Origin of the sequence: Reyranella sp., assembly GCF_965279625.1 — a bacterium.
Taxonomy (GTDB): Bacteria; Pseudomonadota; Alphaproteobacteria; order Reyranellales; family Reyranellaceae; genus Reyranella.
The window spans coordinates 3,909,298-3,933,682 of the sequence record NZ_OZ257251.1; the positions used below are offsets into that span (position 1 = coordinate 3,909,298).

At 67.7% G+C, this 24,385-nt stretch carries 22 protein-coding genes; 9 read left to right on the forward strand and 13 right to left on the reverse strand.

Annotated features, from left to right (window positions below; translation table 11 throughout):
- Window positions 1-3: 3 nt before the first annotated feature.
- Complete coding sequence (locus ACQY78_RS18980) at window positions 4-1,764, forward strand: flavin-containing monooxygenase (protein ID WP_428677603.1); 1,761 nt, start codon at window positions 4-6, stop codon at window positions 1,762-1,764.
- 144 nt (window positions 1,765-1,908) lie between these two features.
- Here the strand turns inward: ACQY78_RS18980 and ACQY78_RS18985 are convergent, their stop codons facing one another.
- A complete protein-coding gene (locus ACQY78_RS18985) occupies window positions 1,909-2,841 on the reverse strand; it encodes an IS110 family transposase (RefSeq protein WP_428676352.1) in 933 nt (310 codons plus the stop codon).
- Window positions 2,842-3,058: 217 nt separating this feature from the next.
- Entirely contained in the window at window positions 3,059-4,249 is a 1,191-nt protein-coding gene (locus ACQY78_RS18990) for a hypothetical protein (protein ID WP_428677604.1), read from the reverse strand.
- On the opposite strand from ACQY78_RS18990, the gene ACQY78_RS18995 reads away from it, so the two are divergent.
- Window positions 4,248-5,474, forward strand: coding sequence for a glycoside hydrolase family 5 protein (locus ACQY78_RS18995; protein ID WP_428677606.1), 1,227 nt, complete (start codon window positions 4,248-4,250; stop codon window positions 5,472-5,474). The genes ACQY78_RS18990 and ACQY78_RS18995 overlap by 2 nt on opposite strands.
- Here ACQY78_RS18995 and ACQY78_RS19000 read toward each other — a convergent pair.
- The 3 genes from ACQY78_RS19000 to ACQY78_RS19010 are packed head-to-tail and all read right to left on the reverse strand — an operon-like array spanning window position 5,457 to window position 8,636.
- Window positions 5,457-6,689, reverse strand: coding sequence for a hypothetical protein (locus tag ACQY78_RS19000; protein WP_428677608.1), 1,233 nt, complete (start codon window positions 6,687-6,689; stop codon window positions 5,457-5,459). The genes ACQY78_RS18995 and ACQY78_RS19000 overlap by 18 nt on opposite strands.
- Window positions 6,686-7,579 (reverse strand): hypothetical protein, encoded by an 894-nt coding sequence (locus ACQY78_RS19005; protein WP_428677609.1) that lies wholly within the window; start codon window positions 7,577-7,579, stop codon window positions 6,686-6,688. The genes ACQY78_RS19000 and ACQY78_RS19005 overlap by 4 nt, the downstream gene beginning before the upstream one ends.
- 22 nt (window positions 7,580-7,601) lie before the next feature.
- Entirely contained in the window at window positions 7,602-8,636 is a 1,035-nt protein-coding gene (locus tag ACQY78_RS19010) for a glycosyltransferase family 2 protein (protein WP_428677611.1), read from the reverse strand.
- Between the two features lie 279 nt (window positions 8,637-8,915).
- Between ACQY78_RS19010 and ACQY78_RS19015 the strand changes: the two genes are divergently transcribed.
- Window positions 8,916-10,688, forward strand: a complete 1,773-nt coding sequence (locus tag ACQY78_RS19015) for a type I secretion system permease/ATPase (protein WP_428677613.1) — start codon at window positions 8,916-8,918, stop codon at window positions 10,686-10,688.
- Entirely contained in the window at window positions 10,685-11,995 is a 1,311-nt protein-coding gene (locus ACQY78_RS19020; RefSeq protein ID WP_428677615.1) for an HlyD family type I secretion periplasmic adaptor subunit, read from the forward strand. Before ACQY78_RS19015 ends, ACQY78_RS19020 begins: the two co-directional genes overlap by 4 nt.
- Window positions 11,996-12,128: 133 nt before the next feature.
- Here the strand turns inward: ACQY78_RS19020 and ACQY78_RS19025 are convergent, their stop codons facing one another.
- Entirely contained in the window at window positions 12,129-13,718 is a 1,590-nt protein-coding gene (locus tag ACQY78_RS19025) for a GMC family oxidoreductase (RefSeq protein ID WP_428677617.1), read from the reverse strand.
- Between the two features lie 116 nt (window positions 13,719-13,834).
- Between ACQY78_RS19025 and ACQY78_RS19030 the strand changes: the two genes are divergently transcribed.
- Together ACQY78_RS19030 and ACQY78_RS19035 are read left to right on the forward strand one after the other, a co-directional pair.
- Entirely contained in the window at window positions 13,835-14,278 is a 444-nt protein-coding gene (locus ACQY78_RS19030) for a hypothetical protein (protein ID WP_428677619.1), read from the forward strand.
- An 11-nt stretch (window positions 14,279-14,289) separates the two neighbouring features.
- Window positions 14,290-15,093, forward strand: a complete 804-nt coding sequence (locus tag ACQY78_RS19035) for a glycoside hydrolase family 25 protein (RefSeq protein WP_428677620.1) — start codon at window positions 14,290-14,292, stop codon at window positions 15,091-15,093.
- 168 nt (window positions 15,094-15,261) lie between these two features.
- On the opposite strand, the gene ACQY78_RS19040 is transcribed toward ACQY78_RS19035, so the two are convergent.
- Entirely contained in the window at window positions 15,262-16,479 is a 1,218-nt protein-coding gene (locus ACQY78_RS19040; protein WP_428677621.1) for an aspartate aminotransferase family protein, read from the reverse strand.
- A 97-nt stretch (window positions 16,480-16,576) separates the two neighbouring features.
- Between ACQY78_RS19040 and ACQY78_RS19045 the strand changes: the two genes are divergently transcribed.
- On the forward strand, window positions 16,577-17,326 hold the full coding sequence (locus tag ACQY78_RS19045; protein ID WP_428677622.1) for an SDR family NAD(P)-dependent oxidoreductase: 750 nt from the start codon (window positions 16,577-16,579) through the stop codon (window positions 17,324-17,326).
- 157 nt (window positions 17,327-17,483) lie between these two features.
- Here the strand turns inward: ACQY78_RS19045 and ggt are convergent, their stop codons facing one another.
- The 6 genes from ggt to ACQY78_RS19075 form a co-directional block, all read right to left on the reverse strand.
- Entirely contained in the window at window positions 17,484-19,169 is a 1,686-nt protein-coding gene (gene ggt, locus ACQY78_RS19050; protein ID WP_428677624.1) for a gamma-glutamyltransferase, read from the reverse strand.
- Between the two features lie 53 nt (window positions 19,170-19,222).
- Window positions 19,223-19,663 (reverse strand): hypothetical protein, encoded by a 441-nt coding sequence (locus ACQY78_RS19055; RefSeq protein ID WP_428677626.1) that lies wholly within the window; start codon window positions 19,661-19,663, stop codon window positions 19,223-19,225.
- A gap of 4 nt (window positions 19,664-19,667) precedes the next feature.
- Entirely contained in the window at window positions 19,668-20,831 is a 1,164-nt protein-coding gene (locus ACQY78_RS19060) for a phytanoyl-CoA dioxygenase family protein (RefSeq protein ID WP_428677628.1), read from the reverse strand.
- Window positions 20,832-21,035: 204 nt separating this feature from the next.
- Window positions 21,036-21,335 (reverse strand): GIY-YIG nuclease family protein, encoded by a 300-nt coding sequence (locus ACQY78_RS19065; RefSeq protein ID WP_428677630.1) that lies wholly within the window; start codon window positions 21,333-21,335, stop codon window positions 21,036-21,038.
- A gap of 138 nt (window positions 21,336-21,473) precedes the next feature.
- Entirely contained in the window at window positions 21,474-22,040 is a 567-nt protein-coding gene (locus ACQY78_RS19070) for a glutathione peroxidase (protein ID WP_428677632.1), read from the reverse strand.
- Between the two features lie 25 nt (window positions 22,041-22,065).
- Window positions 22,066-22,773 carry a ribonuclease activity regulator RraA gene (locus ACQY78_RS19075; protein ID WP_428677633.1) on the reverse strand — a complete coding sequence of 236 codons (708 nt, stop codon included), beginning with the start codon at window positions 22,771-22,773 and terminating at the stop codon, window positions 22,066-22,068.
- A 238-nt stretch (window positions 22,774-23,011) separates the two neighbouring features.
- Here ACQY78_RS19075 and ACQY78_RS19080 point away from each other — a divergent pair, with 238 nt between their 5' ends.
- Window positions 23,012-23,554 (forward strand): 6-pyruvoyl trahydropterin synthase family protein, encoded by a 543-nt coding sequence (locus tag ACQY78_RS19080; RefSeq protein WP_428677635.1) that lies wholly within the window; start codon window positions 23,012-23,014, stop codon window positions 23,552-23,554.
- Window positions 23,551-24,276, forward strand: coding sequence for a 7-carboxy-7-deazaguanine synthase QueE (gene queE / locus ACQY78_RS19085; RefSeq protein ID WP_428677637.1), 726 nt, complete (start codon window positions 23,551-23,553; stop codon window positions 24,274-24,276). Before ACQY78_RS19080 ends, queE begins: the two co-directional genes overlap by 4 nt.
- Window positions 24,277-24,385: the final 109 nt, after the last annotated feature.

A 24,385-nucleotide genomic window follows, 5' to 3' on the forward strand; every position in this document is an offset into this window, starting at 1 on the left:
TTGATGTCCGTACAATTTGCAGAAGTCCCGGACGAAGCCGGAGAGATTGCCGCGCGCTGGCTCGATTCGTTCGGGGCCGCGCTTCAGACGCAGGATGCCGCGGCGATCGCCGCGACATTCCTGCCCGACGGGCATTGGCGTGACGTGCTGGCCTTCACCTGGGACGTCGTCACCCATTCCGGGCGGGCGGCGATCGAGATGGCGCTGGCGCCGGTGCTGGCGCGCACCGCCCCGACGGATGTGGCTGTTCCCGACAGGCGCACGCCGCCGCGCCGCGTGAAACGGGCCGGCATCGGCTGCATCGAGGCGATCTTCGAATTCGAGACCGCCTTCGGCCATGCCAACGCCGTGGTGCGCCTCGTCGACGAGGGCGGGACGTGGCAGGCCTGGTCGCTGCTCACCACCCTCGAGGAGCTGCACGGCTGGCCCGACGGCAAGCCGCGCGAATTGAGCGATGCCGAGCGCTACAGCCGCGACTTCGGTGGCGACAACTGGCTCGACCAGCGGCTGAAGGCGCAGGCCTATGAGGATCGCGACCCGGCCGTGCTGGTCGTCGGCGGCGGCCAGGCGGGTCTCGCCACCGCGGCGCGCCTGCGGGCGCTGGGCGTCGATACGCTGATCGTCGATCGCCATCCGCGCATCGGCGACAACTGGCGGCGGCGCTATCACTCGCTCACCCTGCACAACGAGGTGCACGTCAATCACCTGCCGCTGATGCCGTTCCCCTCGACCTTTCCGGTGTTCATTCCCAAGGACAAGCTGGCGAACTGGTTCGAGTCCTATGTCGAGAATCTCGACCTCAACTACTGGACCGACACGCAGCTCACCGCGGGCCGCTACGATGAGGCGACGCAACGCTGGACCGTGACCTTGAAGCGGGGCGACGGGACGGAGAGGACGCTGCATCCGCGCCATGTCGTCTTCGCCACGGGCGTCAGCGCCATTCCGATCAAGCCGTCGCTGCCGGGCCTCGATGCCTTCGCCGGCACGGTGATGCATTCCGGCGCCTACACAAACGGCGCGGCGTGGAAGGGGCGCAAGGCGATCGTCGTGGGTACCGGCAACAGCGGCCACGACGTGGCGCAGGATCTTTGCGCCAGCGGCGCCGACGTGACCCTGGTGCAGCGCAGCCCGACCTATGTCGTGTCGATCCGCGAGGCGCAGAAGGTCTATGCGATCTACACCGAAGGCCTGCCGTTCGAGGATTGCGACCTGCTGGCTGCGGCCTCGCCCTATGCGGTGCTTCAGCGCGCCTACCAGCTCTCGACCGCCGAGATGCGCCGGGTCGACCGCGATCTCCTGTCGGGGCTGGAGAAGCGCGGCTTCCGCCTGACCTATGGCGAGGACGATACCGGCTTCCAGATGATGTATCTGCGCCGCGGCGGCGGCTACTACTTCAACGTCGGCTGCTCCGACATGATCGTCGACGGCCGCATCAAGCTGCTGCAGTACGACGACATCTCAGGGTTCGAAGCCGGCGGCGTGCGCCTGAAGGACGGCACCTTGCGCGAGGCCGAGCTGGTGGTGGTCGCCACCGGCTACGAGAACCAGCAGGAAACGGTCCGCGCCTTCCTGGGCGACGCGGTGGCCGACCGGATCGGCCCGGTCTGGGGCTTCGATGCCGGCGGCGAACTCGCCAACATGTTCAAGCCGACGCCGCAGCCCGGCCTGTGGTTCATCGCCGGCAGCCTGGCCCAGTGCCGCATCTATTCCCGCTACCTCGCCCTGCAGATCAAGGCGCGCGAGGAGGGGCTGTTGCCGTAGAATCTTTCCGTTCTGAATTGCGCCCCTTACCTCATCCTGAGGAGCCCGAAGGGCCGTCTCGAAGGATGGGCAATAGACGCGGTGCTTGTGCCCACCCTTCGAGACGTGCTCCTGTGGAGCGCTCCTCAGCGACTGTGTCTGAGGTCAAGCGTTTTGCCATGGTGTCCTGTCTCTGAGGATGGCGTTGAGGATGACAAGAAGTTTGCGGGCGACGGCGATGGTGGCGACCATCTTGGTCTTACCGGCGGCGATGAGGCGCTCGTAGAAGGTTTTCAAGGGTGGGTTCCAGCGCTTGGCGACTTGGGCGCCAATGAAGAGGGCCGTTCGGACCACCGCCCGTCCGCCCCCGATGCGGGCCTTGCCCTTCCAGAGACCGGACTGGCGTGTGTAGGGAGCCAGGCCGGCAAGCGCTGCAATTTTTTTATGATCGAGCCGCCCCAACTCGGGCAGTTCGGCCAGCAAGGTCCTGGCGATGATCGAGCCAATGCCTGGCACCGATGCCAGCAGGTCTTCCTTCTCCCGCCACAGCGGTGAACCGCGCACGGCGCCATCGATGTCATGGTCGATAGTGCCGAGTTCGCGCTCAAGAGCCTTCAACAATCGCTCGATGCTCTTGCGCACGCGCGGCGGCTCGGTGCGATACAGGCGCTGACGTTCGGACGCAATCATCTCGACGATCTGGCGCCGGCGCGCCATCAGATCGGAAAGCAGGCGAGCGGCCCCATCGGGCAGCAGCCGGATCTGGGGCCGGGTGGCCTCGGCGAAGCGGGCGATGACCGACGCGTCGATCGGATCGGTCTTGGCACGCTGTCCCAGCGCCTGGGCAAAGGCCCGGACCTGTGCCGGATTGACGATCACCACAGGCATGCCGTGGTCCGAGAGGGTCGCGGCGACGAGGGTCTCGTAGCCGCCAGTGGCTTCGACCGCCACGAGGTCCACCGTGTCGCCCAGGCGGCGGCACAGCTCGACGAGGCCTGTTGCGTCGCGGGAAACCGCAAAGGCCTCCTGCGACGGCAGGACATGCACATCCAGTCGGTCCTTCGACACGTCGATGCCGACAATGCGACGGTGTTCCATGGCAACCCTTCCTTGCGAAAGCGAGCTCGCGATGCGGCCCACGCGACTGTTCGGGTTCGCTGGAACGACGGACGGGCGACCTTGCTGAGGAACGAGCTTCGACGCCCCGGGGTGAGTCGGTCTACCCGCCGCCACCGCGCCGGCTAGTCTAGCCGATCCGGCAGACGCCGACTTACAAGGGTGAGGCCGGTGTTGGAAAGGTGAGGTCGAAGACCCTCTAAACGAACTGGCGGATCGCCGCGATCACCACCAGGGCGCCGATCGCCATGACGGCGCTGCCCATCGAGATCACGTAGAGCGCACGACCGGGCGAGAGCCGGCCCATATGGGCGGCGATCCAGAAGAACGGGTCGTTGACGTGGCAGATCGCCATCGAGCCGGCGCCGACGGCCGCCGCCGCGATGGCCCGGCCGGAGGCGCTGTCGAGGCCCAGTGCCGGAAGCATCGGTTCGACCATGCCCGAGGCGGTGAGCACGGCGGTGAGCGAGTTGCCCTGCATCGTCTTCACGATGGCGGCCACCAGGAACGGCGTCAGCACGCCGTAGCGTGGCTGCAGGGCGTATTCCGCGAGCAGCTCCGACATGCCGGTCTCGTCGAACACCCGGGCCAGGCCACCCGCCGCGCCGACGGCCAGCAGGAGCGGCGCCCACGACCGGCCGGCCAGGACCGACGGCTCCCAGCGGCGGGCGAACACGATCGCCAAAGTGACGGCGATCGCGGTCAGCATCAGCGGCTTGGAGATGCCGACATAGAATTCGCGCGCCCCGCCCTTGCCCAGGGGCTCGCTGGGCATCTGCGCCACCGACTGCAGGACCAGCAGCACGAGCGGGATGCCGATGCACAGCCACGCCCAGGAGAGCTCTCCCTCCGCCGGCTGCGACGGGACCTGTCGCGCCACGTGCCACCAGCCGAGCGCCACGGCGACCGCCGCGACCGGCAGGGCGATCATGAATGCGGTGGGGATGTCGGCTTTCATGACCGAGGCCGCGGCGACGGCGAGCGGCGAGGGCGCCATGAGGGCCGCGACCGCGAGCAGCGTGAGGGCCAGGCCCAGCGCGCGCCGCGGGGCGTCCTGCCCGGCGGGCTGCAGCAGCGCCAGCCCGCCGGAGGCGGAGGCTCCCAGTCCTGCCAGCAGCCCCGCTGCGGCGGACGTGCCGGTGCCGAGCGGCGTGCGCAGCACGAGGCCGCTGACCAGGGCGCCCGCGATGACCAGCAGTCCGGTCTGCTCCAGCGCCGTCGTGAAGCCCAGCCCGAACGCCTTGCCGACCGACTGGAAGGTCATGTCGGCGGCGATGCCGTAGACCACGACGGTGGCCATGATCGCGAGAAAGACTGGCAGGCGGACGCGCTGGACCAGGAACACGATGGCAGCGACGGCCATCGGCAGCAGGAGCGAGGCAAGAATCATGACAGGACGAACCTTAGTGTCCTGCTACAGTCCCGTCATGCGCCTCCTCGTCGCTCTCCTGCTGCTGCTCGGTCTCGCGGCACCCGTGCACGCCGAGGCGCTGGTGCGCATCGAAGGCAGGAATTTCGTCGAGCCCGACGGCCGCGTCCTGCGCCTCAAGGGAATCAGCCTGGGCAACTGGCTGATGCCCGAAGGCTACATGTTCAAGTTCGAGGTCGCGAAATCGCCGCGCCAGATCTACGGCGCCTTCGACCGACTGCTGGGACCGGAGCGTGCCGCAGATTTCTGGCGCCGGTATCGTGACAGCTACGTGACCGAGGACGATATCCGCTTCATCAAGTCGGTCGGCTTCAACATGGTGCGGGTGCCGCTGCACTGGCGGCTGTTCATGAACGCCGAGGGCGAGATCGGCGGCGAGGGCTGGTCGCTGCTCGACCGGGTCGTCGGCTGGGCCGCTGCCGCGGGACTTTACGTGATCCCCGACCTGCATGCCGCGCCTGGCGGCCAGACCGGCATCAACCACGATGACGGACCCGGCTACCCGCTGATGTTCTATGTGCGGCGCGATCGCGATCTCACGGTCAAGCTGTGGCGGGCGGTTGCGCAGCGCTATCGCGGCAATCCCGCGATCCTGGGCTACGACATCCTGAACGAGCCGATTGCGCCCTATCACGACGTGGCGACGCTGAACGCGCGGCTGGAGCCGTTCTACAAGCGCGCGACGGCGGCGATTCGCGATGTCGATCCCGAGCGCATCGTGATCCTGGCCGGCGGCCAGTGGAGTTCGAGCTTCGCGATGTTCGGCCCGCCCTTCGCGAGGAACCTCGCCTACACCTACCATTCGTTCTGGGCGTCGACGAAGCGCGACTCGATCCAGCGGCACCTGAACTTCGCCAATCTCTACGACGTGCCGCTGTTCCTCGGCGAGACCGGCGAACTCACCGACGAATGGAACGCAGAGTTCCGCCGCCTGCACGAGACGCACGGGATCGGCTGGTCGTTCTGGACCTACAAGAATCTCGATACGCCGTCGACCATCGTATCCATCTCGCGCCCCGACGGATGGAACGAGATCGTGGCCTACGCCGACGGCGCCCGAAAGGACAAGCCATCGCAGGAGCTGGTGGACCGGGCCATCGGGCAATATCTCGAGGGCATCCGCTTCACCAGTGGCACGGTGCACTGGTCCTACCTGGCGTCGCTCGGCTTAAGAAGCGAACCCTAACAGGCGGCGAATCGGGGCGGCGGTACCGTGGCGCGCGCGCGCGGCCTCGACGGTGGCTTCCAGAATGCCCTCCAGCGGATCCCTGGTCATGGTGGCAACGACCCACGCCTGGGATTTCAGGGTATCCAGCCGGCCGAGAGCGTCGACCGCCGCCTCAGCGAGGCCATGCGGGCTGTAGCGGGACATGGCAACGCCCCAACCCTCGTGAAAGGCTGGCCAGGCGAAGGCGCAATCGGCGGGCGCCACGATGGGAATACCCATCCGCCGTGCCTCGTGGGACATCGCTGAGCCACGCGCCCTGTAGGACCCGGGATCATAGGGAAGCAGCAGCAGGTCGGTGTGCGACAGCAGGGCGACATAGTCTTCGTCGGATAGCACGCCTCTGCGTACATCCACGCGTGGCCCCAGCCTCTCGAGATCGTCGAAGATCCAGCTGTCGTCCTCGCCATCCGATCCGGAGACGATGCCATGAACGGTAAAGCTCGACGTGGCGTGACGTTCCAGCAGCCGCGGGATCGCCTCGGGCAGCAGGCGATAGCCCTTCGAGCGATTGGCGAAGCCGGCGACCGTCAAACGGGGATGGTCGCTGGTGTCCGAATGCGCGTCCCCTGCGGAGGGCAGGGCGATGCCGGCACCCGGTGCGACGCCTATGTCGAAGGGCAGCAGCTTGCGATAGAAGGCGGCCATTGCTTCGGTCTCGCTGTAGGCAACGAGGCGCCGCGGGTGCCCAACTGCCCTGAGAAGCGCGGTGAAGGCGCGACGAGTTTCCGTGTGGAAAGGTATGGCGGCGGGATTGTCCGGCGCGAGCCGGTAGTCGGGACCGTAGAGCAGCCACATCAGCACCTGCGGTGCAGGCTTCATCGGATGGCGCCTCAGCACGCGTGCCACCGAGGCGGCCAGTACCTGGTCGCAGCAGGGCAGGATGAGGATGTCGGGCCATGCGCCCAGACGCTTCAGAGCGCGCGACAGTTCGCGGCTCGTCTGGTCGACGCGGACCTCGAATTCCCTGGGACTGGCGTAGGCGCGACCATAGACGGGGCTGGTGAAAGCGGGCCAGCAGCAGAGGCTGCGCACGACGTCGGGCGCGGCGGAGGTCGAACCGAGGCAGGGCGCGTCGATTCCCAGCCGCGAGAGGTCGGCCTGCAGCCGATCGATCGCGGCGTAGTGATGACCGCCGCGCGAATGAATGGCCGGGTCGATGATGAGCGTATTCATTGGTGGCCGGGCAATGTACGCCAGGCAGGGCGATAGTGTTCAATGGTATCTCGTAGCCACATCGCAGCGCGCCACCGGAAGTCGAACTCGGCGGCGTTGTAGAGGTGTTGTTGTGGTGCCCTGACCTGAAGTTCGGGAAAGACATATAGGCGGCCGCCGGCATGCCCGATCGCTTCGTTGAAGGCGACATGCTCGGAAACCTCACGCCCCTGGGCGTCGAGACCGACATATCTCGAATTCAGGGCGTACGACATGCGGTAGAGGCCCAATCCTCCGAAAGCCGAGCGGACTTCGATCGGTCGCATTTGCCTCGGCAAGGCGATCTGGCGGGCGAACACCTCTCGGAATTTTGCCGCCTCGAACGACTGTGAGGCCGGGCGTTCCCATATCCGGTGCCAGCAGTCGTGCGGGCTCCAGGTCGGATGCCTCAGTGCCCAAATGTCATAGTATCGCGGCGCGGCACTGGCGAAAATTGCGGCGCGGTCCGGCGCCTCGTCGAGCCAGGCGGAGCCCCGCGCGAAGGCATCGACGTCAAGCGGCACTGCCAGGACATCGTCCATGTCCGCGACCACCAGGCGGCTGTATTCTCCCCATGGTGAGCGCCGAGCCTCGTCCAGGTAGGCGTTGCGGGCATAGGCAATCCGCTCGGTCCGCAGCTTGAGCCGCGCAGCGAGTTGCCCAAGCTCGACCACCTTTCCTGCCCTGTCCTTGCCCATCCACTCGCGCAACAGCCCCGCCGTGGAATCGGTTGCGTCGCTGACGGCGAAGACGAAGGCCGTGCGGTCGTACAGGCTCTCCAGTCGCGCGAAATTGTTCAGGACGTCCGGCAGCCAGCGGGCGCAGTCGCGGGCCGTGCCGACGAAGACAGCGCTGTGGCGGCTCCGTCTCACACCGGTTGACGCGTTCGAGGAGTCATCGTCGTCCGGTCAGGACCGAACGGCCGCGGCTGAGCACGGTCTGCATCTTTGCCGAAAGCGAGTCGACGCTGCGGATCCACGCGCCCCTGCTGCCGGGCGCCCGGGCATCGAGGGCCCGCTTCACCAGCGCCTTCGAGTTCGAGTGACGCCAGTCTCCGAAGGCGCCCCGGATGGCGGGGGCTTCCTCGTCGAGAATGCGTTGGACCAGCTGGAGAATGTGATTGCTGATCGGTCCCCAGTCCTTGGTCGACGAATTGTAGGTTCCGCCCATGACGGTCGCGTTCGAGTGCTTGTTGGAACCATGCATCCGATAGGCATAGAGCGCATCGTGAATGGCGATGGATCCCGTCAGCAGTCCGGCGAAGGTCGACAGGTAATAGTCGAGATAGAGTCTGAGGTCGCTGTCGGGGACGACGAGCACGAGATCCACGAAGCTGCGACGGAACATCATGCTCGCCATGCTGTTCGTGGCGCTCAGCGCCGTCCAGTGGGGATGGAAGGTCAGCCGGCCATTCGGGGGAAAGCGAAATTCGCCAGTCGCTGCGTCGATCGCCGGCACGACAGCCGATTCGAAAGCATTGTTCGCCGTGCCGACATGCTCGAACCACCAGGCGGTGCCAGCCAGAAGATGGTCGTCCGCATTGACGATATGGGAGTCACAGTAGGTGAGGGCGACGGGGAAGTCGGCGTTCATGTGAACACACAAGTGCCGCTCTATGAAATTTTCGTACCACATGTCATCGGAATCGAGGAAGCCGACGAAGGGCGTATCGAGTTGCGCAAGGCCGCGCTTGATCGCACCGGTCTGTCCGAGATTGGTTTCCAGGCGAATATAGTCGAACCTCGAATCACCGAGGCGCGACAGGCAGCTGCGGATTTCTTCGTGAGAATTGTCGGTCGACGCGTCGTCGACGACGATGGTGCGCAGGTTGCGGCAGGACTGGCGGGCGACCGATTCGATCGCGCGTCCCACGAAGGCGCCATTGTTGTAGTTGGCAATGACCACTCCGACTGGAGGCGCTGAAGGCATGCTGACCGTTTCCGTCTGCTTAGTTTGAACTCTTGGGGCGATCGCACGGAATATGCGGCGGCCTGAAGATGGGCGACGTTCGGGTGCACTGCAACCTCAAGCCACCAACCCTAGGGTAGGGTCTGCCATTCCCTATGTGTAAAGTCCGCGAATTCCCAGTCAAAAGCGGTTTTCGGGGGGCGAAAGGGAGAGACAGCCGTGGTTTGTCGATGCTAGTGGGTCTCACGTGCCCGCCGTTCGAGGACGGCAGGGCGGCGTACGAGGGGTAAGACAAGCAGCATGACGCGGGCCCCATTTCCTGCATCGGGATCGCCACGGACCGAGCTGGCGGAGGCGATACGGTCATGCCGTACGTCCTATCTGGGCGTGGCGGTGTTCACGGCCGTCCTCAACGTTCTCTATCTCACCGGCTCGTTCTTTATGCTCCAGGTGTATGATCGGGTGCTGCCGAGCCGCAGTGTTCCCACCCTGGTCGCGCTCTGCTTGCTGGCTCTCGGCCTCTACGGCTTCCAGGCGATCCTGGACATCGTCCGCAACCGTGTCCTCATCCGGATCGCCGGCGGATTTGCCGAGACGATGGACCGGCGAATTTACCACCTGCTGGTCAAACTGCCGCTGCGGGCGCCGCAGATGAATGGCTTCGAGCCGGTCCGCGACCTCGACCAGATCCGCGGTTTCATGTCCGGCCCTGGCCCTGCGGCGCTGTTCGACCTGCCCTGGATGCCGCTCTATCTCGGCATCTGCTACCTGTTCCATCCCCTGATCGGACTGACGGCAACCGTCGGCGCCCTGATCCTGGTCGCCATCACCTTCGTCACCGAGGTCAAGGTCCGCCAGCCGTCGATCGAGGTCTCGTCCCTCTCCAGCCGCCGCACCAGCCTCGCCGAGTCCAGCCGCCGCAATTCGGAGGTCCTGCATGCCATGGGCATGGTCGGGCGTTTCGCCCACCAGTGGGCGGACTACGGACGTCGTTACGTCAGCGCCCACCAGCGGGCGGGCGACATCACCGGCGGCATGGGAAGCTTCTCGCGCGCGCTGCGCATGGCGCTTCAGTCGGCGGTGCTGGCGGTCGGCGCCTATCTGGTGATCAAGCAGCAGGCCACGGCCGGCATCATCATCGCCGGCTCCATTCTCTCGGCCCGTGCCCTTGCGCCGATCGAGCAGGTGATCGCGCAGTGGCGCGTCTTCGTCTCGGCCCGCCAGAGCTGGCACCGGCTCAACAATCTGCTCGCCCGGATTCCCGAGGATCGGGACGTCATGCAGCTGCCCAAGCCGAAGGCGTCGCTGTCGGTCGAGATGGTCAGCGTGGCGCCGCCGGGCGTGAACACGCTGGTCGCCCGTGACATCGCCTTCGGCCTGAAGGCAGGCCAGGGGGTGGGCATCATCGGCCCCAGCGCCTCGGGCAAGTCGTCGCTCGTCCGTGCGCTCGTGGGTGTGTGGCGGCCCGTCAACGGCAAGGTCCGGATCGACGGCGCCACGCTGGACCAGTGGTCTTCCGAAGCGCTGGGCGAGCATATCGGCTACCTGCCCCAGGACATGGAGCTGTTCGCCGGCACGGTCGCGCAGAACATCGCGCGGCTGGAGCCCGAACCCGACGCCGCGAAGGTGATTGCGGCAGCGCAGGCCGCCGGTGTGCACGAGCTGATCCTCGGCCTGCCCAACGGATACGAAACCGAGATGGGCGAGGGCGGCACCGCCCTGTCGGCCGGACAGCGCCAACGCGTCGGGCTGGCGCGCGCGCTCTATGGCGATCCGTTCCTCGTGGTGCTGGACGAGCCCAATTCGAGCCTCGACCATGAGGGCGAGGAGGCCCTGACCCGGGCGATCATGTCCGTGCGGGCGCGCGGCGGCATTGCCATCGTCGTCGCCCACCGGCCGAGTGCCCTGGCCGCGGTCGACCAGCTCCTGGTGATGCGGGGCGGCCGGCAGCAGGCGTTCGGTCCCAAGGATGCCGTCCTGCGCGAGACCCTGAAGGCCGCCGCGCCGCCGCCGGCTGCGCCCCAGCCGACGCCCCTGCGCGCGCCGGTGGTTCGCGCGCGAGAGCCATCATGAAGCAGGACCGGCCCGCATCCATTCAAGGCGCCACCCGCAAGCCTCTCCTGATCGGTGTGACGGCCTGCTTCCTCCTCGTCTTCGGGATCGGCGGCTGGGCTGCCACGACGCAACTGTCCGGCGCGGTGATCGCGTCCGGCAAGCTGGTCGTCGACACCAACGTCAAGAAGATCCAGCACCCGACCGGCGGTGTCATCGGCGAGCTCCTCGTCAAGGAAGGCGACCGGGTGAAGCAGGGCGACGTGGTCGTCCGGCTCGATGGGACGCAGGCCAAGGCGAATCTCGGGATCGTGACCAAGTCGCTCGAGGAGATGGCGGCGCGGCAGGCACGCTTCGAGGCGGAGCGCGACAATGCCACGGCTGTCGAGTTTCCGTCCGACCTGACGGCGCGGGCCAGCGACCCCGAGATCGCCCGCCTGATGACCGGCGAGCAGAGACTGTTCGAGATGCGCCGCACGGCGCGCGACGGCCAGAAGGCGCAGCTGCGCGAGCAGATCAAGCAGCTCAATCTGCAGATCGAGGGCACGGAGGCGCAGGAAGCCGCCAAGGGCAAGGAACTGAAGCTTCTGGCGCAGGAACTGGACGGCGTTCGCGTGCTCTGGAAGCAGAATCTCGTGCCGATCAGCCGCGTCACCACGCTCGAGCGCGATTCCGCCCGCATGGAAGGCGAGCGATCCGCCCTGATCGCCTCCCTGGCGCAAAGCCGCGGCCGCATCGCCGAGCTGGAACTCAAGATCCACCAGATCGATCAGGATCTTGCCACCGACGTGGGCAAGGAACTGGCCGAAATCCGCGCCAAGAAATCGGAGATGACCGAACGCCGCATCTCGGCCGACGATCAGCTGAAGCGTATCGATCTCGTGTCGCCGCAGGACGGCAGGGTGTTCCAGCGAAACGTCCATACGGTCGGCGGCGTCGTCCAGGCCGGCGAGCCTCTCATGCTGATCGTGCCCGATTCGGAATCGCTGATCGTCGATGCCAAGGTGCCGCCACAGGATATCGACCAGATCCATATCGGCCAGCACGCCGTCCTGCGTTTCGCGGCGTTCAACCAGCGCACGACGCCAGAGGTCGACGGCGAGGTGATCCATATCGGCGCCGACGTTTCGCAGGAAGACAAGACGACCGAGCCTTATTACTCCGTGCGCATCCGCGTTTCCGAAGGCGAACTCTCCCGTCTCGAGGGATTGCAACTGCTGGCCGGCATGCCGGTCGAGGCCTTCATCGAGACCACGCCGCGCACCGTGGCGTCGTTCCTGGTGAAGCCGCTCAGCGACCAGATCACACGCGCCTTCCGGGGACGGTGACTCCTTCGCCTCCCCATGCAGATGGGGAGGTGTCGCGTCTTACGCGACGGAGGGGTCATGAGTGGTCGTTCTTTCTTCGGCGCTCCCGGACATCGCACAGCGATGTCCTGACGCTCCCAGGGCTGAGCTACGCTCAGCCCTCCAACACCATGTCCGCTGCCTTCTCGCCGATCATGATCGAGGGCGCGTTGGTGTTGCCCGAGGTCAGGGTCGGCATGATCGAGGCGTCGGCGATCCTCAGCCCCTCGATGCCGTGCACGCGCAGCCGCGCATCGACCACGGCCATCGCATCCGAGCCCATCTTGCAGGTGCCCACCGGGTGATAGGTCGTCTCGGCGGCGCGGCGCACCCAGTCGAGGATCTCGTCGTCGCTGTTGCCGCCCGGTCCCGGCGCGATCTCGGCGACCTGCAGCGGCGCCATGGCCGGGGCGGTCATGATGGCGCGGGCGATGCGCACGGCGCGCACGGTCAGTTCGCCGTCGACCGGCGCCGACAGGAAATTGTAGCGGATCTCCGGCGGCCGCTTCGGATCGGCCGACACGATATGGATGTGGCCCTTGCTCTCCGGCCGCATCGGATGGGCGTAGCAGGAGATGCCCGACTGGCGCGCGATGCGCGGCCCGCGCGGCCCCGCCTCGGTGAACATCGGCACCCAGCCCAGCAGCAGGTCGGGCGCGTCGAGCCCGTCGCGCGAGCGCACGAAGGCGCGCAGCGGGGCGCCGACCATGGACAGGAGGCTGTCGCGGTTCAGCGCCCAGCGCAGCGCCTGGTGAACCAGGCCGAGCCCGCGGCCGCGATCGTTGAAGGTGACGCCGCGCTGGCCGATGGTCCATCGCGTGCGCGGCGCATAGTGCTCGCGCAAGTTCTCGCCGACGCCCGGCAACGCATGCCGCACCTCGATGCCGAGCGCGCGCAGCCGGTCCGGCTGGCCGATGCCTGACAGTTCGAGGAGCTGCGGCGAGTTGATCGATCCGCCGCTCACCACGACGGCGCGGGCCGCCCGGGCCTCGCGCGACTCGCCACCGACCGAATAGCGCACGCCGGTGCAGCGCTGGCCGTCGAGCAGCAGCCGTTCGGCGAGCGCACCGGTCTCGATCCGCAGGTTGGGGCGCCGCTTCGCCGGATCGAGGTAGCAGCGGGCCGTGCTCATGCGCCAGCCCGCGGCGATCGTGGCCTGGCTCATGGCGATGCCGTCCTGCTTCGCGCCGTTGTAGTCGGGATTGTGCGGGATCCCGACTTCGCCGGCGGCCTTGATCACCGCGGCATAGAGCGGATGGGCCGGCGCGGGATTGGTGACCTTCAGCGGGCCGGAACGGCCACGAAAGCGCTCGTCGCCTTCGTCGTAGCTCTCCAGGCGCTTGAAGAAGGGGAGGACGTCCTCGTAGGCCCAGCCCTGGTTGCCCATCTGGGCCCAGGTGTCGAAGTCCTGCGCCTGGCCGCGCACGAAGGCGAGGCCGTTGATGGCGCTGGAGCCGCCGAGCAGTTTTCCCCGCGGTACCGGGATGCGGCGGCCGTTGGTGCTGGGCTCGGGCTCGGAACTGTAGAGCCAGTTGACGGAAGAGTTGGTGATCAACCGCGAATAGCCGACGGGAATGCGCGTCCAGGGATGGCCGGCGGGCCCGGCTTCCAGCAGCAGCACCTTGTGGCGCGGGTCGGCCGACAGCCGGTTGGCGACGACGGCGCCCGCCGAACCGGCGCCGACGACGATAAAGTCGTATTCCATTGCGGCCAGTATCCCGCGACGTGCCCCGCCTGTCGATTGCCGCGACGATGGCCCGGCTTTACGCGGGCCGATGTTTGGGCATGATGCGGCCCCCGACAACCTCGAAGGAAAAAGCCATGCGTGGTGTCTCCCTCCTGCTTCCCCTCGGCCTTTCCCTCGCCTGTGCCGCCGGCATCGCGGTCGCCCAGCCGGCCGGGCCGGACATGACGGGCACGTGGACGGGAACCAACAAGAGCATCGTGAGCGGCCTGCCGGCTCACTTTCCGGTGACCGCGCCGTCCACCATCGTCGACGGCAACCGCCTGGTCGAGTTGAAGATCACGGTGCGGATCGACGGCCAGGACGAAGGCCGCTTCTGGGGAACGCTGTCCTCGGAATCGAAGGCCGAGCCGATCATCGGCGTCATCGGGTCGGACGGAAAGCGCGTGCGCATGATCGGGCAGGGCGGTTCGGCCATCGAAGGCACCTTGCTGGACGACGGCACGCTCGAACTCTTCTATACCGAGAACCGTGCCGGCGTTTCGGTCGCCGCCACCAACGTGCTGACGAAAGCGAAATAGGACTCCCTTCGATGATCTCACGGAGAAGCATGCTGGCAGGCGGTCTCGCCCTGCCGGCGCTGGCCGGCTGCGGTGGCCAGCCGACGTCCCAGTCGACGGCCTATGCCCCGGGCCAGACGCGGCCCGGCCTCGATGCGGTGATCGACATCAGCCACAACGTGACGGTCACCAGCTTCGCCGCGGTCCGCCGCAGCAACATCCTGGCCATCATCCACAAGGTGACCGAGGGCGGCGACTGGTTCGACCCGTCCTACACGCCGCGACGGCGTCAGGCGGAGGCGGCGGGACTCCTGTGGGGCGGCTACCATTTCGGCACGCGCCAGTATTCGGGCGAACAGCAGGCCGCCTCGTTCCTGTCGGCCTGCCAGCCCGGCCCGCAGACCGTGATGGCGCTCGACCTCGAACCGAACGACGCCAACCCGCGCAACACGATGCGGCTCGACCAGGCTGAGGCCTTCGTCCTCGCGGTGCAGAAGGCCACCGGCCGGTTGCCGATGCTCTACAGCCATCCGGCCTGGGCCGATGGCGAGATCTACGGCCGCCGCCGCATCAGCCTCGGCGCCAGCGTGCGGCCGGGCTCGATCCTGGCGCGCTGTGACCTGTGGCTGGCCGACTATCGCGAGGAGCCGCGGCTTCCCGTCGCCTGGGCGAGCCGCGGCTGGAAGCTCTGGCAGTATGTCGCCGACGAGACCTCGCAGAACTTCGCCTATGGCAGCGAACCCCGCCACGTCGAGGGCGTCGGCCACTGCGACCGCAACATGTACAACGGCGACGCCGCCAGCCTGAACCGCTGGTGGAAGAACGGCGGACGGTAGGCCGAGCTTCGCTCGGCCTCCTGAGCGTCAGGACATCGCGGAGCGATGTCCGGGAGCGCCGAAGGAAGAGCGATCACACGAAGCTCATGACCCCTCCGTCGGCTAAGCGGCTTGGCTACAAGCCGCGAGACGCCGCCACCTCCCATTTGAATGGGGAGGAAGCCGATTCTACCGCGCCGCCAGCGCCGCGAACGCCTTGCGGGTCGCGTCCAGCGCGAAGTCGATGTCGGCCTCGGTGTGGGCGGTCGACAGGAACATGTTGTGGCGCGGGTGCAGGTAGGCGCCGTGCTTCAGCGCCTCCAGGGTGAAGAAGTTGCCCTTCTCGGTGTCGGGATCGTTGTCGAACAGCATCGTCGGCATCTGCGGTGGCCCGCTCTGGCGCACGCCGATGCCGAACTCGGCCGACTGGGCGGCGATGCCGTCGCGCAGCCGCTGTCCCATCTCGCGCATCCGCGTCGGCCCGTCGACGCTCTCCAGCACGTCGAGCGTCGCCAGTGCCGCGGCCATCGACACGGCGCTGCACCAGAACGAACCCGTGACGTAAAGCTTGGACGCGGCCTCGCGATAGCGGTCGTTGCCGGTGACGGCGGCCAGCGCGTAGCCGTTGGCGATCGCCTTGCTCCAGGCGCTGAGGTCGGGCTGCACGCCCACCAGGTCCCAGCTGCCGCGCAGGGTGAGGCGGAAGCCGGCGCGCACGTCGTCGACGATCAGCGCGGCATCGCTGGCGTCGCACAGCTCGCGCGCGCGGCGGGCGAAGGCCGCGTCCGGCATCTCCTGGTCCTTGCCGAAATCGTGCTTGAAGGCCGAGACGATGATGCCCGCCAGGTCGTCGCCGGCGCGCTGCACGGCGCTCTCGAGGCTGCCGGTGTCGTTGTACTTGTAGGTCAGCATGTGGGCGCGATCTTCCGGCGTCACGCCGTACGGGTTCGGCGAGCACCACGGGATGGCGCCGTGATAGGCGCCCTCGGCCACCAGGATCTTGCGCTTGCCCGAGGCGGCGCGCGCCAGCGTCACGCAGGTCGTCGTCGCATCGGTGCCGTTCTTGCCGAACAGCGCCCAGTCGGCATGGGGGATCAGGCCGACCAGCCGCTCGGCCAGCTCGACCAGCCGCTCCGACGGGCCGTTCAGGCAATCGCCCGCCGCGGTCTGGCGCGCGACGGCTTCGGCCACCACCGGATTGCCGTGGCCGACCACGATCGGGCCCCAGCTGCACATGAAGTCGACGTAGCGCTTGCCGTTCACGTCCCACAGGTGACAGCCCTCGCCGCGCGCGAAGAACTGCGGATAGCCCTCGGGCAGCCGGTCGCTGCGCAGGTGCCCGTACATGCCGCCGGGAATGACCTGCTGGGCGCGCTGCCTGAGTTTCTGGTCGGCTGTGAGAGACATTGAAGAGGCTCCGCTACGCTGTGAACTGGCCTATATATACCGCACCAAGATGAGCCTGTACCCGGCACGGGTCGCAAGGCAGCCAGGGGGGAAACGGATGGATCTCAAGGGGAAGGTTGCCGTCGTCACCGGCGGCAATGGCGGGCTGGGCCAGCGCATCTGTCACGCGCTGGCGGCAGAGGGCTGCCACATCGCCGTCGTCTACGCCCGCAGCAAGGACCAGGCCGAGGGCGTGGCGCGCGATCTCGAACGCCACCAGGTGACCGCCGCGACCTTCGCCTGCGACGTCACGCAGCGCGACCAGGTCGACCGGCTGGTCGACGACGTGGTGAAGCGCTTCGGCCGGCTCGACATCCTCGTGAACGACGCGGCCTACAACAAGTCGATCCCCTTCACCGATCTCGACGGCCTCACTTACGAGGAATGGACGAAGATCATCGACATCAACCTGACCGGCCCGATGCTGCTCACCAAGGCCGTCGGCCCGCTCATGAAGCGCCAGGGCGAAGGCCGCATCGTCAACATCGCCTCGGTCGCGGGGCTGGGCCCCACCGGCTCCTCGATCGCCTACGCCGTCTCGAAGGCGGGCCTCATCCATCTCACCAAATGCATGGCCGTGGCACTCGCGCCCGAGGTGCTGGTGAACTGCGTGGCGCCGGGCCTGCTCGAAGGCACCCGCGCGACGGCGAACCTGCGCCCCGAAGTCGTCGCGAAGAACGCCAGCGCGTCGCTGCTGGGCAAGCCCGCCGACAAGGACGACTGCGCCGACCAGGTCGTCACGATGTGCCGGACCAACAGCACGACGGGTCAGACGCTGGTGATCGATTCGGGGCGGGTGTTTCATTGAGCGACGAGTGATCAAACTCTTCCCCTTTGCGGGCTCCGCAAAGGGGAAGTGCCCTCGTCTTACGAGGGCGATGGGGTCATGACCCCTCCGTCGCGTAAGACGCGACACCTCCCCATTTGAATGGGGAGGCGATCGATTCAACTCTCCTGGCGAGCCCCTAAGCGGGCAACACGAATCTCACCCCCGCTCTTGCCAACCCACCACCCAGCGCCGCCGCGGTGCCGTCGGCGCGCCAGCAGGCGGCGCCGGTCATCGTGCCGTCGTCGTGGAACTGGATGGCGTTCATGCCGCCGGCCACGGTCGGCATGATCTTGAGCGTGTGGCCGCGGGCTTCGAGGCCCTGGCGCACCGGGGCGGGGATGCCGTGCTCGACTTCCAGGACGGGACCCTCGGTCCAGATGCGCGGCGCCTCGACGGCTTCCTGCAGCTCCATCCCGTGGTCGATCAGGTTGAGCAGCGCCTGCAGCGCCGAGGGGAAGATCTTGCGGCCGCCGGGCAGGCCCAGCGCATAGCGCACCTTGCCGTCGTGCAGCGCCATCATCGGCGACATCGAGGTCGTCACGCGCTTGCCCGGCGCGATCGACAGCGCGTTGCCGCGGCGCGGGTCGTAGTTGTTCATGTAGTTGTTGGGGATCATGCCGGTGCCGGGCACGATGAAGCGCGCGCCGAACAGGCTGTTGATGGTCTGCGTCGTGCTGACCACGTTGCCCTTGCCGTCGGCCACGGTGAGGTGGGTCGTGTCCTGGCCCTCGGCCGCCTGCAGTCCACCCGTCCATTGCGTGGCGCGGGCGATGTCCAAGAGCTTGCGGCGCTGGTCGGCATAGTCGCGGCTCACGATGCGCTCGACCGGCACCTTCACGAAGTCGGGATCGCCGCTCGCCTCGGCGCGGTCGGCGAAGGCGATCTTCAGCACTTCGGCCAGCAGGTGCAGCGTGTCGACGGTGCCGAAGCCCATCTTGGCGATGTCGTAGGCTTCGAGGATGTTCAGCATCTGGGCGATGTGCACGCCCGAGGCGGCGGGCGGCGGCGGGCCCAGGATCTCCCAGCCGCGATAGTGGCCGCGGATCGGCGCGCGCTCTTCGACCTTGTAGCCGGTGAGGTCGTCGCGGCGCACGAAGCCGCCGGTCTTCTCCATGCATTCGACGAGGAGGTCGCCCAGCGGCCCGCCATGCAGCGCCTTCTCGCCCTGCTGCGAGACCAGGGTCAGCGCCTCGGCGTATTGCGCCTGCACCAGCCGCTCGCCCGCCTTCAGCGGCGTGCCATTGGGCAGGAGCAGCGCGGCGGCGAGCTTGTCCTTCGAAAGGTCGGCGCCGGCATCCTTGATGCAGTCCGAGAGGTAGGGCGTCACCGCGAAGCCGCGCGCGGCGTGGCGGATCGCGGGCTGCATCACGTCGGCGAGACTCATCGTGCCGAAGCGCTCCAGCGCCATACACCAGGCGCGCAGCGAGCCCGGCGTCGCGACCGACTTCGGCCCGACGAGGTTCTCCTGTCCCTCGACGTCGTAGACTTCGGGCGCGGCGCCGGGCACCGGTCTGTACATGTCGGGATGGCCCATCTGCGGCACGGCGCTCATGCCGTCGAGGATGCGATGGCTGCCGTCGGCCAGGCGGATGTGGCAGGTCGTGCCGCCGATCAGCCCGACCATCATCGGCTCGACCACGGTCAGCGCGAACTGCATGGCCACGGCCGCATCGACCGCATTGCCGCCGGCCGCCAGCATTTCCAGGCCCGCGGCCGAGGCCAGCGGATGGTTGGAGACCGCCATGCCCGCGGGCCCGTGCGCCGGCTGCTTCTCGCAGGTGAATTGCGTGCCCGCGCGCTCGCGCCATGTCGACTTGGTCATCCGTGTCCTCGTAAATCTGTGGTCCGAAATCTCGCACGCGACACCGGTGGCGACTACTGCCCCACACGCTGCTCTGCTTCCACGCAACGCTGCAGCCGTTCGCAGGCGGGCTCGTCGCGGTTGCCCTTGGGGTTGAAGCAGCGGGCGGCGTCGGTCGAGCCGTCGGCCACGATCTGGGTGAGGCGGGCGCGCGACTCGGCCGGGCGCTCGATGTCTAGAAGGCCCTTGTGCGTCAGTATGTTGGCGAAGCGGATGACCAGCCGTTCGCGCGCCCGCATCGCCTCGGGCGCCGAGGCCTTGGCCTGGCGGCACCATTCCATCGCCGCCGCCTTGCCGCAGCCCCAGAGCTGCATCTGGCGGAAGCGCTCGGCGAGCTGGCGGTTCACGCCCAGGCAGTAGGCGGTCAGATCGTCGTCGCTGGTGAGGGTCTCGGCGTCCTGCGCCTTCACCGGGAAGGCGGCGATCACGAGCAGCAGGACGAGACCGACCCGCATCCCGTCAGATGAACATGTCGAGCTGGTTATAGTTCTTCAGCACCGTGTCGCGCATCGCCTCGCTCCAGCGGTTCTCCTCCTGCCGGTCGGCGAGCGGGCGATAGACGTGGCTCTTCTCGTGCGGGAAGCGCTGGCGGCGCGCGTCGATCGCCAGCAGCAGGATGCGCAGCCGCTGGTCGATGCGCTCGCCGTCATAGGTCACGACCTCGCCGTTCAGCCGCTTCGTCGTGACGCCCAGCACGCGCTTGCGCGGAAAGAAGCCGGCATTGAGCGTCACGCGGCGGTCGGGCGAGGAGTTGGCGAAGGAGCCGTGCAGCAGCTGCCGGTTGGTGACGATCGTGTCGCCGGCGCCGGCCAGCATCGGCACCGCGCCTGCGATCCGGTCGGAGCCGCTCTCGGCCACCAGCGTGCGGATGTCGGCCTTGCCGTGGCGATGGCTGCCCGGCAGCACCCAGACGCAGTTGCCCGCCGTGCTGGGATAGAGCTGGGTCATGAAGTTGAAGCCGTGGGCGCCCATGTCCCAGTCGGCGGCGTCCCAATGGGTCGTGCCGTCCTGGTGCCAGGCGACCGAGGGGCCGAGGCCCGCTTCCTTGATGAAGGTCACCTCATTGTAGGGCACGAAATCCTCGCCGAGGATCGATGCGGCCGCCGCCAGCAGGCCGGGATGGCCGTAGAGCCGGAACGCGGCGTTCATCAGGTAGAGGTTGCCGTCGAGCAGCTCGACCGTCCAGGCGGGCGCGTCGGCCGCCAGGGTCGGCTGGCTCATCGCCACCGGATGGCGGCCGTTGTTCTTCGTGGTGCCGCCGAGCGGATCGCTCAACGGCCTGGCCCAGCGATAGGGCGGCTTCAGCACGCCCTCGCCGAAGGCCGGGCGGCCGTTGCGGTCGACCGCGGCGCCGGGCTCGACCGGGGCGCGCTCGAGGATTGCATCGACGTCGGCCCGCAGCTCGGCCAGCTCCTGCGGTCCCGCCACGCCTTCGAAGACGTAGAAGCCGTGCGTCCAGTAGGCGTCGAGAATGTCCTGGGCCAGCCGGCCGTTCGCATCGAGCCGGATCGGCCCGCGATTGCCCAGCGCCCGCGCGCGGGCTTCGCCGGCGCGGCTGTACTCGGCCATCGTGCGCGCGTGGTCTTGCGCGGTGAGGGGGGCTGCGGCTTCGGCCATCGCCATCGGGACGTCTCCATTATTTTCTTAGGCGACGACGATAGCGCGGGCGTTCGCCTGCGGCCAAACCCTGCCGCGCGACCGGCCCGCTCTGCGGTTCAAATAACAACCTCATGCTGAGCGGTTATGAATTGAAGCGATTCAAACACTTACCTCATCCTGAGGAGCGCCGCGAAGCGGCGCGTCTCGAAGGATGGGCAACGGGCCAAGTCATTCGCCACCTCTTTTCGCGAGCACCCGAAGCGCCCCGAAATCGCCCCTGATCAGGGCCTCCTTCTTGGCTCGCGACCAGCCTTTGACTTGCCTTTCGACCGCGATCGCATCGGTGATGTTTGGAAAATGCTCCGACCAAACGATGACCACCGGCAGACGTTTGGCGGTATAGCCGCCGTAAGTACCGTTATTGTGCTCCGAAAGACGCCGCTCCAGGCCACGACGCGCCGAGCCGACATAGTAGCTGCCGTCTGAACAGCGAAGCATGTAGACGTGCGCTCCGTCTTCATTGTCCATGGTTCCAGCGAGCTCGACCTTTGCCCATCCTTCGAGACGCGGCCTGCGGCCGCTCCTCAGGATGAGGTAATTGTTTGAACCAATTCAGCTGATTTTCGGCCAGCCTCTCAGGATGAGGGGGGCGTTGAACCGAGCCGCTCAACCCTTCGACGCCAGCGCCGCCTCGATCGCGCGTTCGAGCTTCGACCCCGTGCCGCTCACGGCGGTGAACCAGTCGATCACCCGTCCGTCGCGGCCGATCAGGATCTTGTGGAAGTTCCAGCTCGGCGTGCCGATGGTGCCGGTCTGCGCCGCGGCCCAGCGGTAGAGCGGATGGGCGTTGGCGCCGGTCACGATCTGCTTGTCGGCCAGCGGGAAGGTGACGTCGAAGCTCGCCTCGCAGAAGCGCTTGATCTCTTCGTTGCTGCCGGGCTCCTGGCCGCCGAAATCGTTCGACGGCACGCCCAGCACGACCAGGCCCTTGTCCTTGTAGCGCCGCCACAGCTCCTCCAGCCCCTTGTACTGGCCGGTGAAGCCGCAGAGGGAGGCCATGTTGACCAGCAGCACGACCTTGCCGGCATAGGCAGGCGTGGGCAGCGGCCCGCCGCCGATCGATTCGAGCGACACGGAGGCCCAGTCGACCGGCTGGCGGCCGGCCTGCGACCAGGCCGCGGCCGACAACAGTGCGCCCGCGACGGCGAAGGCCAGCATGCGAACGACCTTCATGAGGCTGGCCTCCGCTGCCCGTGCTCTACTTCTTGGTCGCGGCGTAGCGCGCCTTGGCTTCGTCGTTCGGCGGATAGAGGCCGGGGAGGGCCACGCCGCGCTCGACCTCCGACATGATCCAGCCTTCGAGCCGCTCCTGCTCGGTGCCTTCCTTGGCGACCGCCTCGACCAGCGCCTGGGGGATCAGCACCGCGCCGTCATCGTCGACCACGACCACGTCGTTGGGAAACACCGCCACGCCGCCGCAGCCGATCGGCTCCTGCCAGCTGACGAAGGTGAGGCCGGCGACCGAGGGCGGCGCCGCGCAGCCCTGGCACCAGACCGGCAGGCCGGTGCCCAGCACGCCCGCGATGTCGCGCACCACGCCGTCGGTGATCAGGCCGGCGATGTTCTTCTTGACCATGCGCGCGCACAGGATGTCGCCGAAGATGCCGGCATCGGTGATGCCCATCGCGTCGGCGACGACGAGCGCGTCTTCCGGCATCGCCTCGATGGCGGCGCGGGTCGAGATCGGCGACGACCAGCTTTCCGGCGTGGCCAGATCCTCGCGGGCCGGCACGAAGCGCAGGGTGAAGGCGCGTCCCACGAGACGGCCCTGGCCCGGCTTGATCGGCCGCGTGCCGCGCATCCAGACGTTGCGCAGCCCCTTCTTCAGCAGGATCGTCGTGATGCTGGCCGTGGTGATCTTCGACAGGGTGTCCTTGAGCTCTTTCGAAAGGGGCTTCGTCTGCACGGTGTCTCCGTTTGTCTGGGGAATTCGCGGGTCGGGCGGAGAATAGGCGAGGGGCCGGCGCGATACCACACGGACCGTTGCAGGAGGGGGCCACCATGCCGCGTCCGGGGCGGCTTCCCCTGGCCGCCGGGCTGGGGCAGAAGAGCCGCGTCGGCGCCCCGCGCCGTCCCGGTCGCAGACCCACCCGGTCAAAACAGGAGTTCCAGATGATCGTCCCAGTGCCGGGCGCACGCGGCTGATGTTCAGCCTCGTCTTCACCCGGCGGTACAGCATGGCGCACCGGCTGATCGCCGATCCCGCCGGCAAATGCGCCATTCCCCACGGTCACAACGAACAGGTGATCGCCCGTCTCCAGCCGGTCGCGCCGCAGCGTCTCGACGGCGGCGCCAACATGGTCGTGCCCTTCGACCGCGCCAAGGCGCGCTGGCACCGCTTCATCGACGACCAGGTCGACCACGCCTTCCAGCTCGGTGCGCGCGATCCGATGATCGACTGGTTCCGCGCGCGCGAGCCCCAGCGGCTCGGCCGCCTGCTGGTGACGCCGGGCGATCCGACGACGGAGATGCTGGCGGCCTGCCTCATGGCCAAGCTCAACGCCTTCCTCGCCGCCGACGGCAACGGGCTGCGCTGCGTCGAGCTCACGGTCGAGGAGACGCCGACCAACGCGGTGACGCTCACCGGCGATCCGGCCGATGTGCTGCCCGCGCGCGAGAACTGCGGCTGGTGGAGCCGCGCCGACGACAGCATCAACGATCTTGATCTGGTCGGCGGGCGGCCATGAGCGCGATCCGCATCTCCGAGATCTTCGGGCCCACGGTGCAGGGCGAGGGCGCGCTGATCGGCAAGCCCACCGTCTTCGTGCGCACCGGCGGCTGCGACTATCGCTGCAGCTGGTGCGACACGCTCTATGCCGTGCTGCCGGAATACCGCCACGACTGGCGGCCGAGGACGCCGGAAGAGATCCTCGCGAAGGTCGACGAGCTGACCGGCGGCGTGCCGGTGCTGGTGACGATCTCCGGCGGCAATCCCGCGATCCAGCCGCTGGCGCCGCTGATCGAGCAGGGCCACGCGCGCGGCCATCGCTTCGCGATGGAGACCCAGGGCAGCGTCGCCGCCGCCTGGTTCGCCGCGCTCGACCATCTCGTCCTCTCGCCCAAGCCGCCGTCCTCCGGCATGGACACCGACTGGAGCGCCTTCGACGCCTGCCTCGCCGCCGCGAACGGCGGGCCGCAGATCGTGCTCAAGGTCGCGGTGTTCGACGAGGCCGACTACGCCTTTGCCCGCACTGCCGCCGCGCGCCATCCGTCGCTGCCGGTCTATCTCTCCGTCGGCAACCACACGCCGGGCGAGCCCAACGAGGCCGGCCGCGACGGCGTCGACCAGAAGGGCCTCATGGCCCGCTTCCGCTGGCTGGTGGATCGCGTGGGCCAGGACCGCTGGTTCGCCGCGACGGTGCTGCCGCAACTGCACGTGCTGGTCTGGGGCAATGAGCGCGGGGTGTAGGGAAGCGAAAGGTCCCTCGCTACGCTCGGGATGACAACGATTTCTGCATCGACGCACGGCGCCAATCCCAACAAAATTGTCATCCCGAGCGTAGCGAGGGACCTTTAAC

What these genes read in the sequence shown, in the direction of transcription:
- ACQY78_RS18980 (WP_428677603.1), top strand. Translation starts at nt 4, where the DNA reads ATGTCCGTACAATTTGCAGAAGTCCCGGACGAAGCCGGAGAGATTGCC.
- ACQY78_RS18985 (WP_428676352.1), bottom strand. Translation starts at nt 2,841, where the DNA reads ATGGAACACCGTCGCATTGTCGGCATCGACGTGTCGAAGGACCGACTG.
- ACQY78_RS18995 (WP_428677606.1), top strand. Translation starts at nt 4,248, where the DNA reads ATGACAGGACGAACCTTAGTGTCCTGCTACAGTCCCGTCATGCGCCTC.
- ACQY78_RS18990 (WP_428677604.1), bottom strand. Translation starts at nt 4,249, where the DNA reads ATGATTCTTGCCTCGCTCCTGCTGCCGATGGCCGTCGCTGCCATCGTG.
- ACQY78_RS19000 (WP_428677608.1), bottom strand. Translation starts at nt 6,689, where the DNA reads ATGAATACGCTCATCATCGACCCGGCCATTCATTCGCGCGGCGGTCAT.
- ACQY78_RS19010 (WP_428677611.1), bottom strand. Translation starts at nt 8,636, where the DNA reads ATGCCTTCAGCGCCTCCAGTCGGAGTGGTCATTGCCAACTACAACAAT.
- ACQY78_RS19015 (WP_428677613.1), top strand. Translation starts at nt 8,916, where the DNA reads ATGACGCGGGCCCCATTTCCTGCATCGGGATCGCCACGGACCGAGCTG.
- ACQY78_RS19020 (WP_428677615.1), top strand. Translation starts at nt 10,685, where the DNA reads ATGAAGCAGGACCGGCCCGCATCCATTCAAGGCGCCACCCGCAAGCCT.
- ACQY78_RS19025 (WP_428677617.1), bottom strand. Translation starts at nt 13,718, where the DNA reads ATGGAATACGACTTTATCGTCGTCGGCGCCGGTTCGGCGGGCGCCGTC.
- ACQY78_RS19030 (WP_428677619.1), top strand. Translation starts at nt 13,835, where the DNA reads ATGCGTGGTGTCTCCCTCCTGCTTCCCCTCGGCCTTTCCCTCGCCTGT.
- ACQY78_RS19035 (WP_428677620.1), top strand. Translation starts at nt 14,290, where the DNA reads ATGATCTCACGGAGAAGCATGCTGGCAGGCGGTCTCGCCCTGCCGGCG.
- ACQY78_RS19040 (WP_428677621.1), bottom strand. Translation starts at nt 16,479, where the DNA reads ATGTCTCTCACAGCCGACCAGAAACTCAGGCAGCGCGCCCAGCAGGTC.
- ACQY78_RS19045 (WP_428677622.1), top strand. Translation starts at nt 16,577, where the DNA reads ATGGATCTCAAGGGGAAGGTTGCCGTCGTCACCGGCGGCAATGGCGGG.
- ggt (WP_428677624.1), bottom strand. Translation starts at nt 19,169, where the DNA reads ATGACCAAGTCGACATGGCGCGAGCGCGCGGGCACGCAATTCACCTGC.
- ACQY78_RS19055 (WP_428677626.1), bottom strand. Translation starts at nt 19,663, where the DNA reads ATGCGGGTCGGTCTCGTCCTGCTGCTCGTGATCGCCGCCTTCCCGGTG.
- ACQY78_RS19060 (WP_428677628.1), bottom strand. Translation starts at nt 20,831, where the DNA reads ATGGCGATGGCCGAAGCCGCAGCCCCCCTCACCGCGCAAGACCACGCG.
- ACQY78_RS19065 (WP_428677630.1), bottom strand. Translation starts at nt 21,335, where the DNA reads ATGGACAATGAAGACGGAGCGCACGTCTACATGCTTCGCTGTTCAGAC.
- ACQY78_RS19070 (WP_428677632.1), bottom strand. Translation starts at nt 22,040, where the DNA reads ATGAAGGTCGTTCGCATGCTGGCCTTCGCCGTCGCGGGCGCACTGTTG.
- ACQY78_RS19080 (WP_428677635.1), top strand. Translation starts at nt 23,012, where the DNA reads ATGTTCAGCCTCGTCTTCACCCGGCGGTACAGCATGGCGCACCGGCTG.
- queE (WP_428677637.1), top strand. Translation starts at nt 23,551, where the DNA reads ATGAGCGCGATCCGCATCTCCGAGATCTTCGGGCCCACGGTGCAGGGC.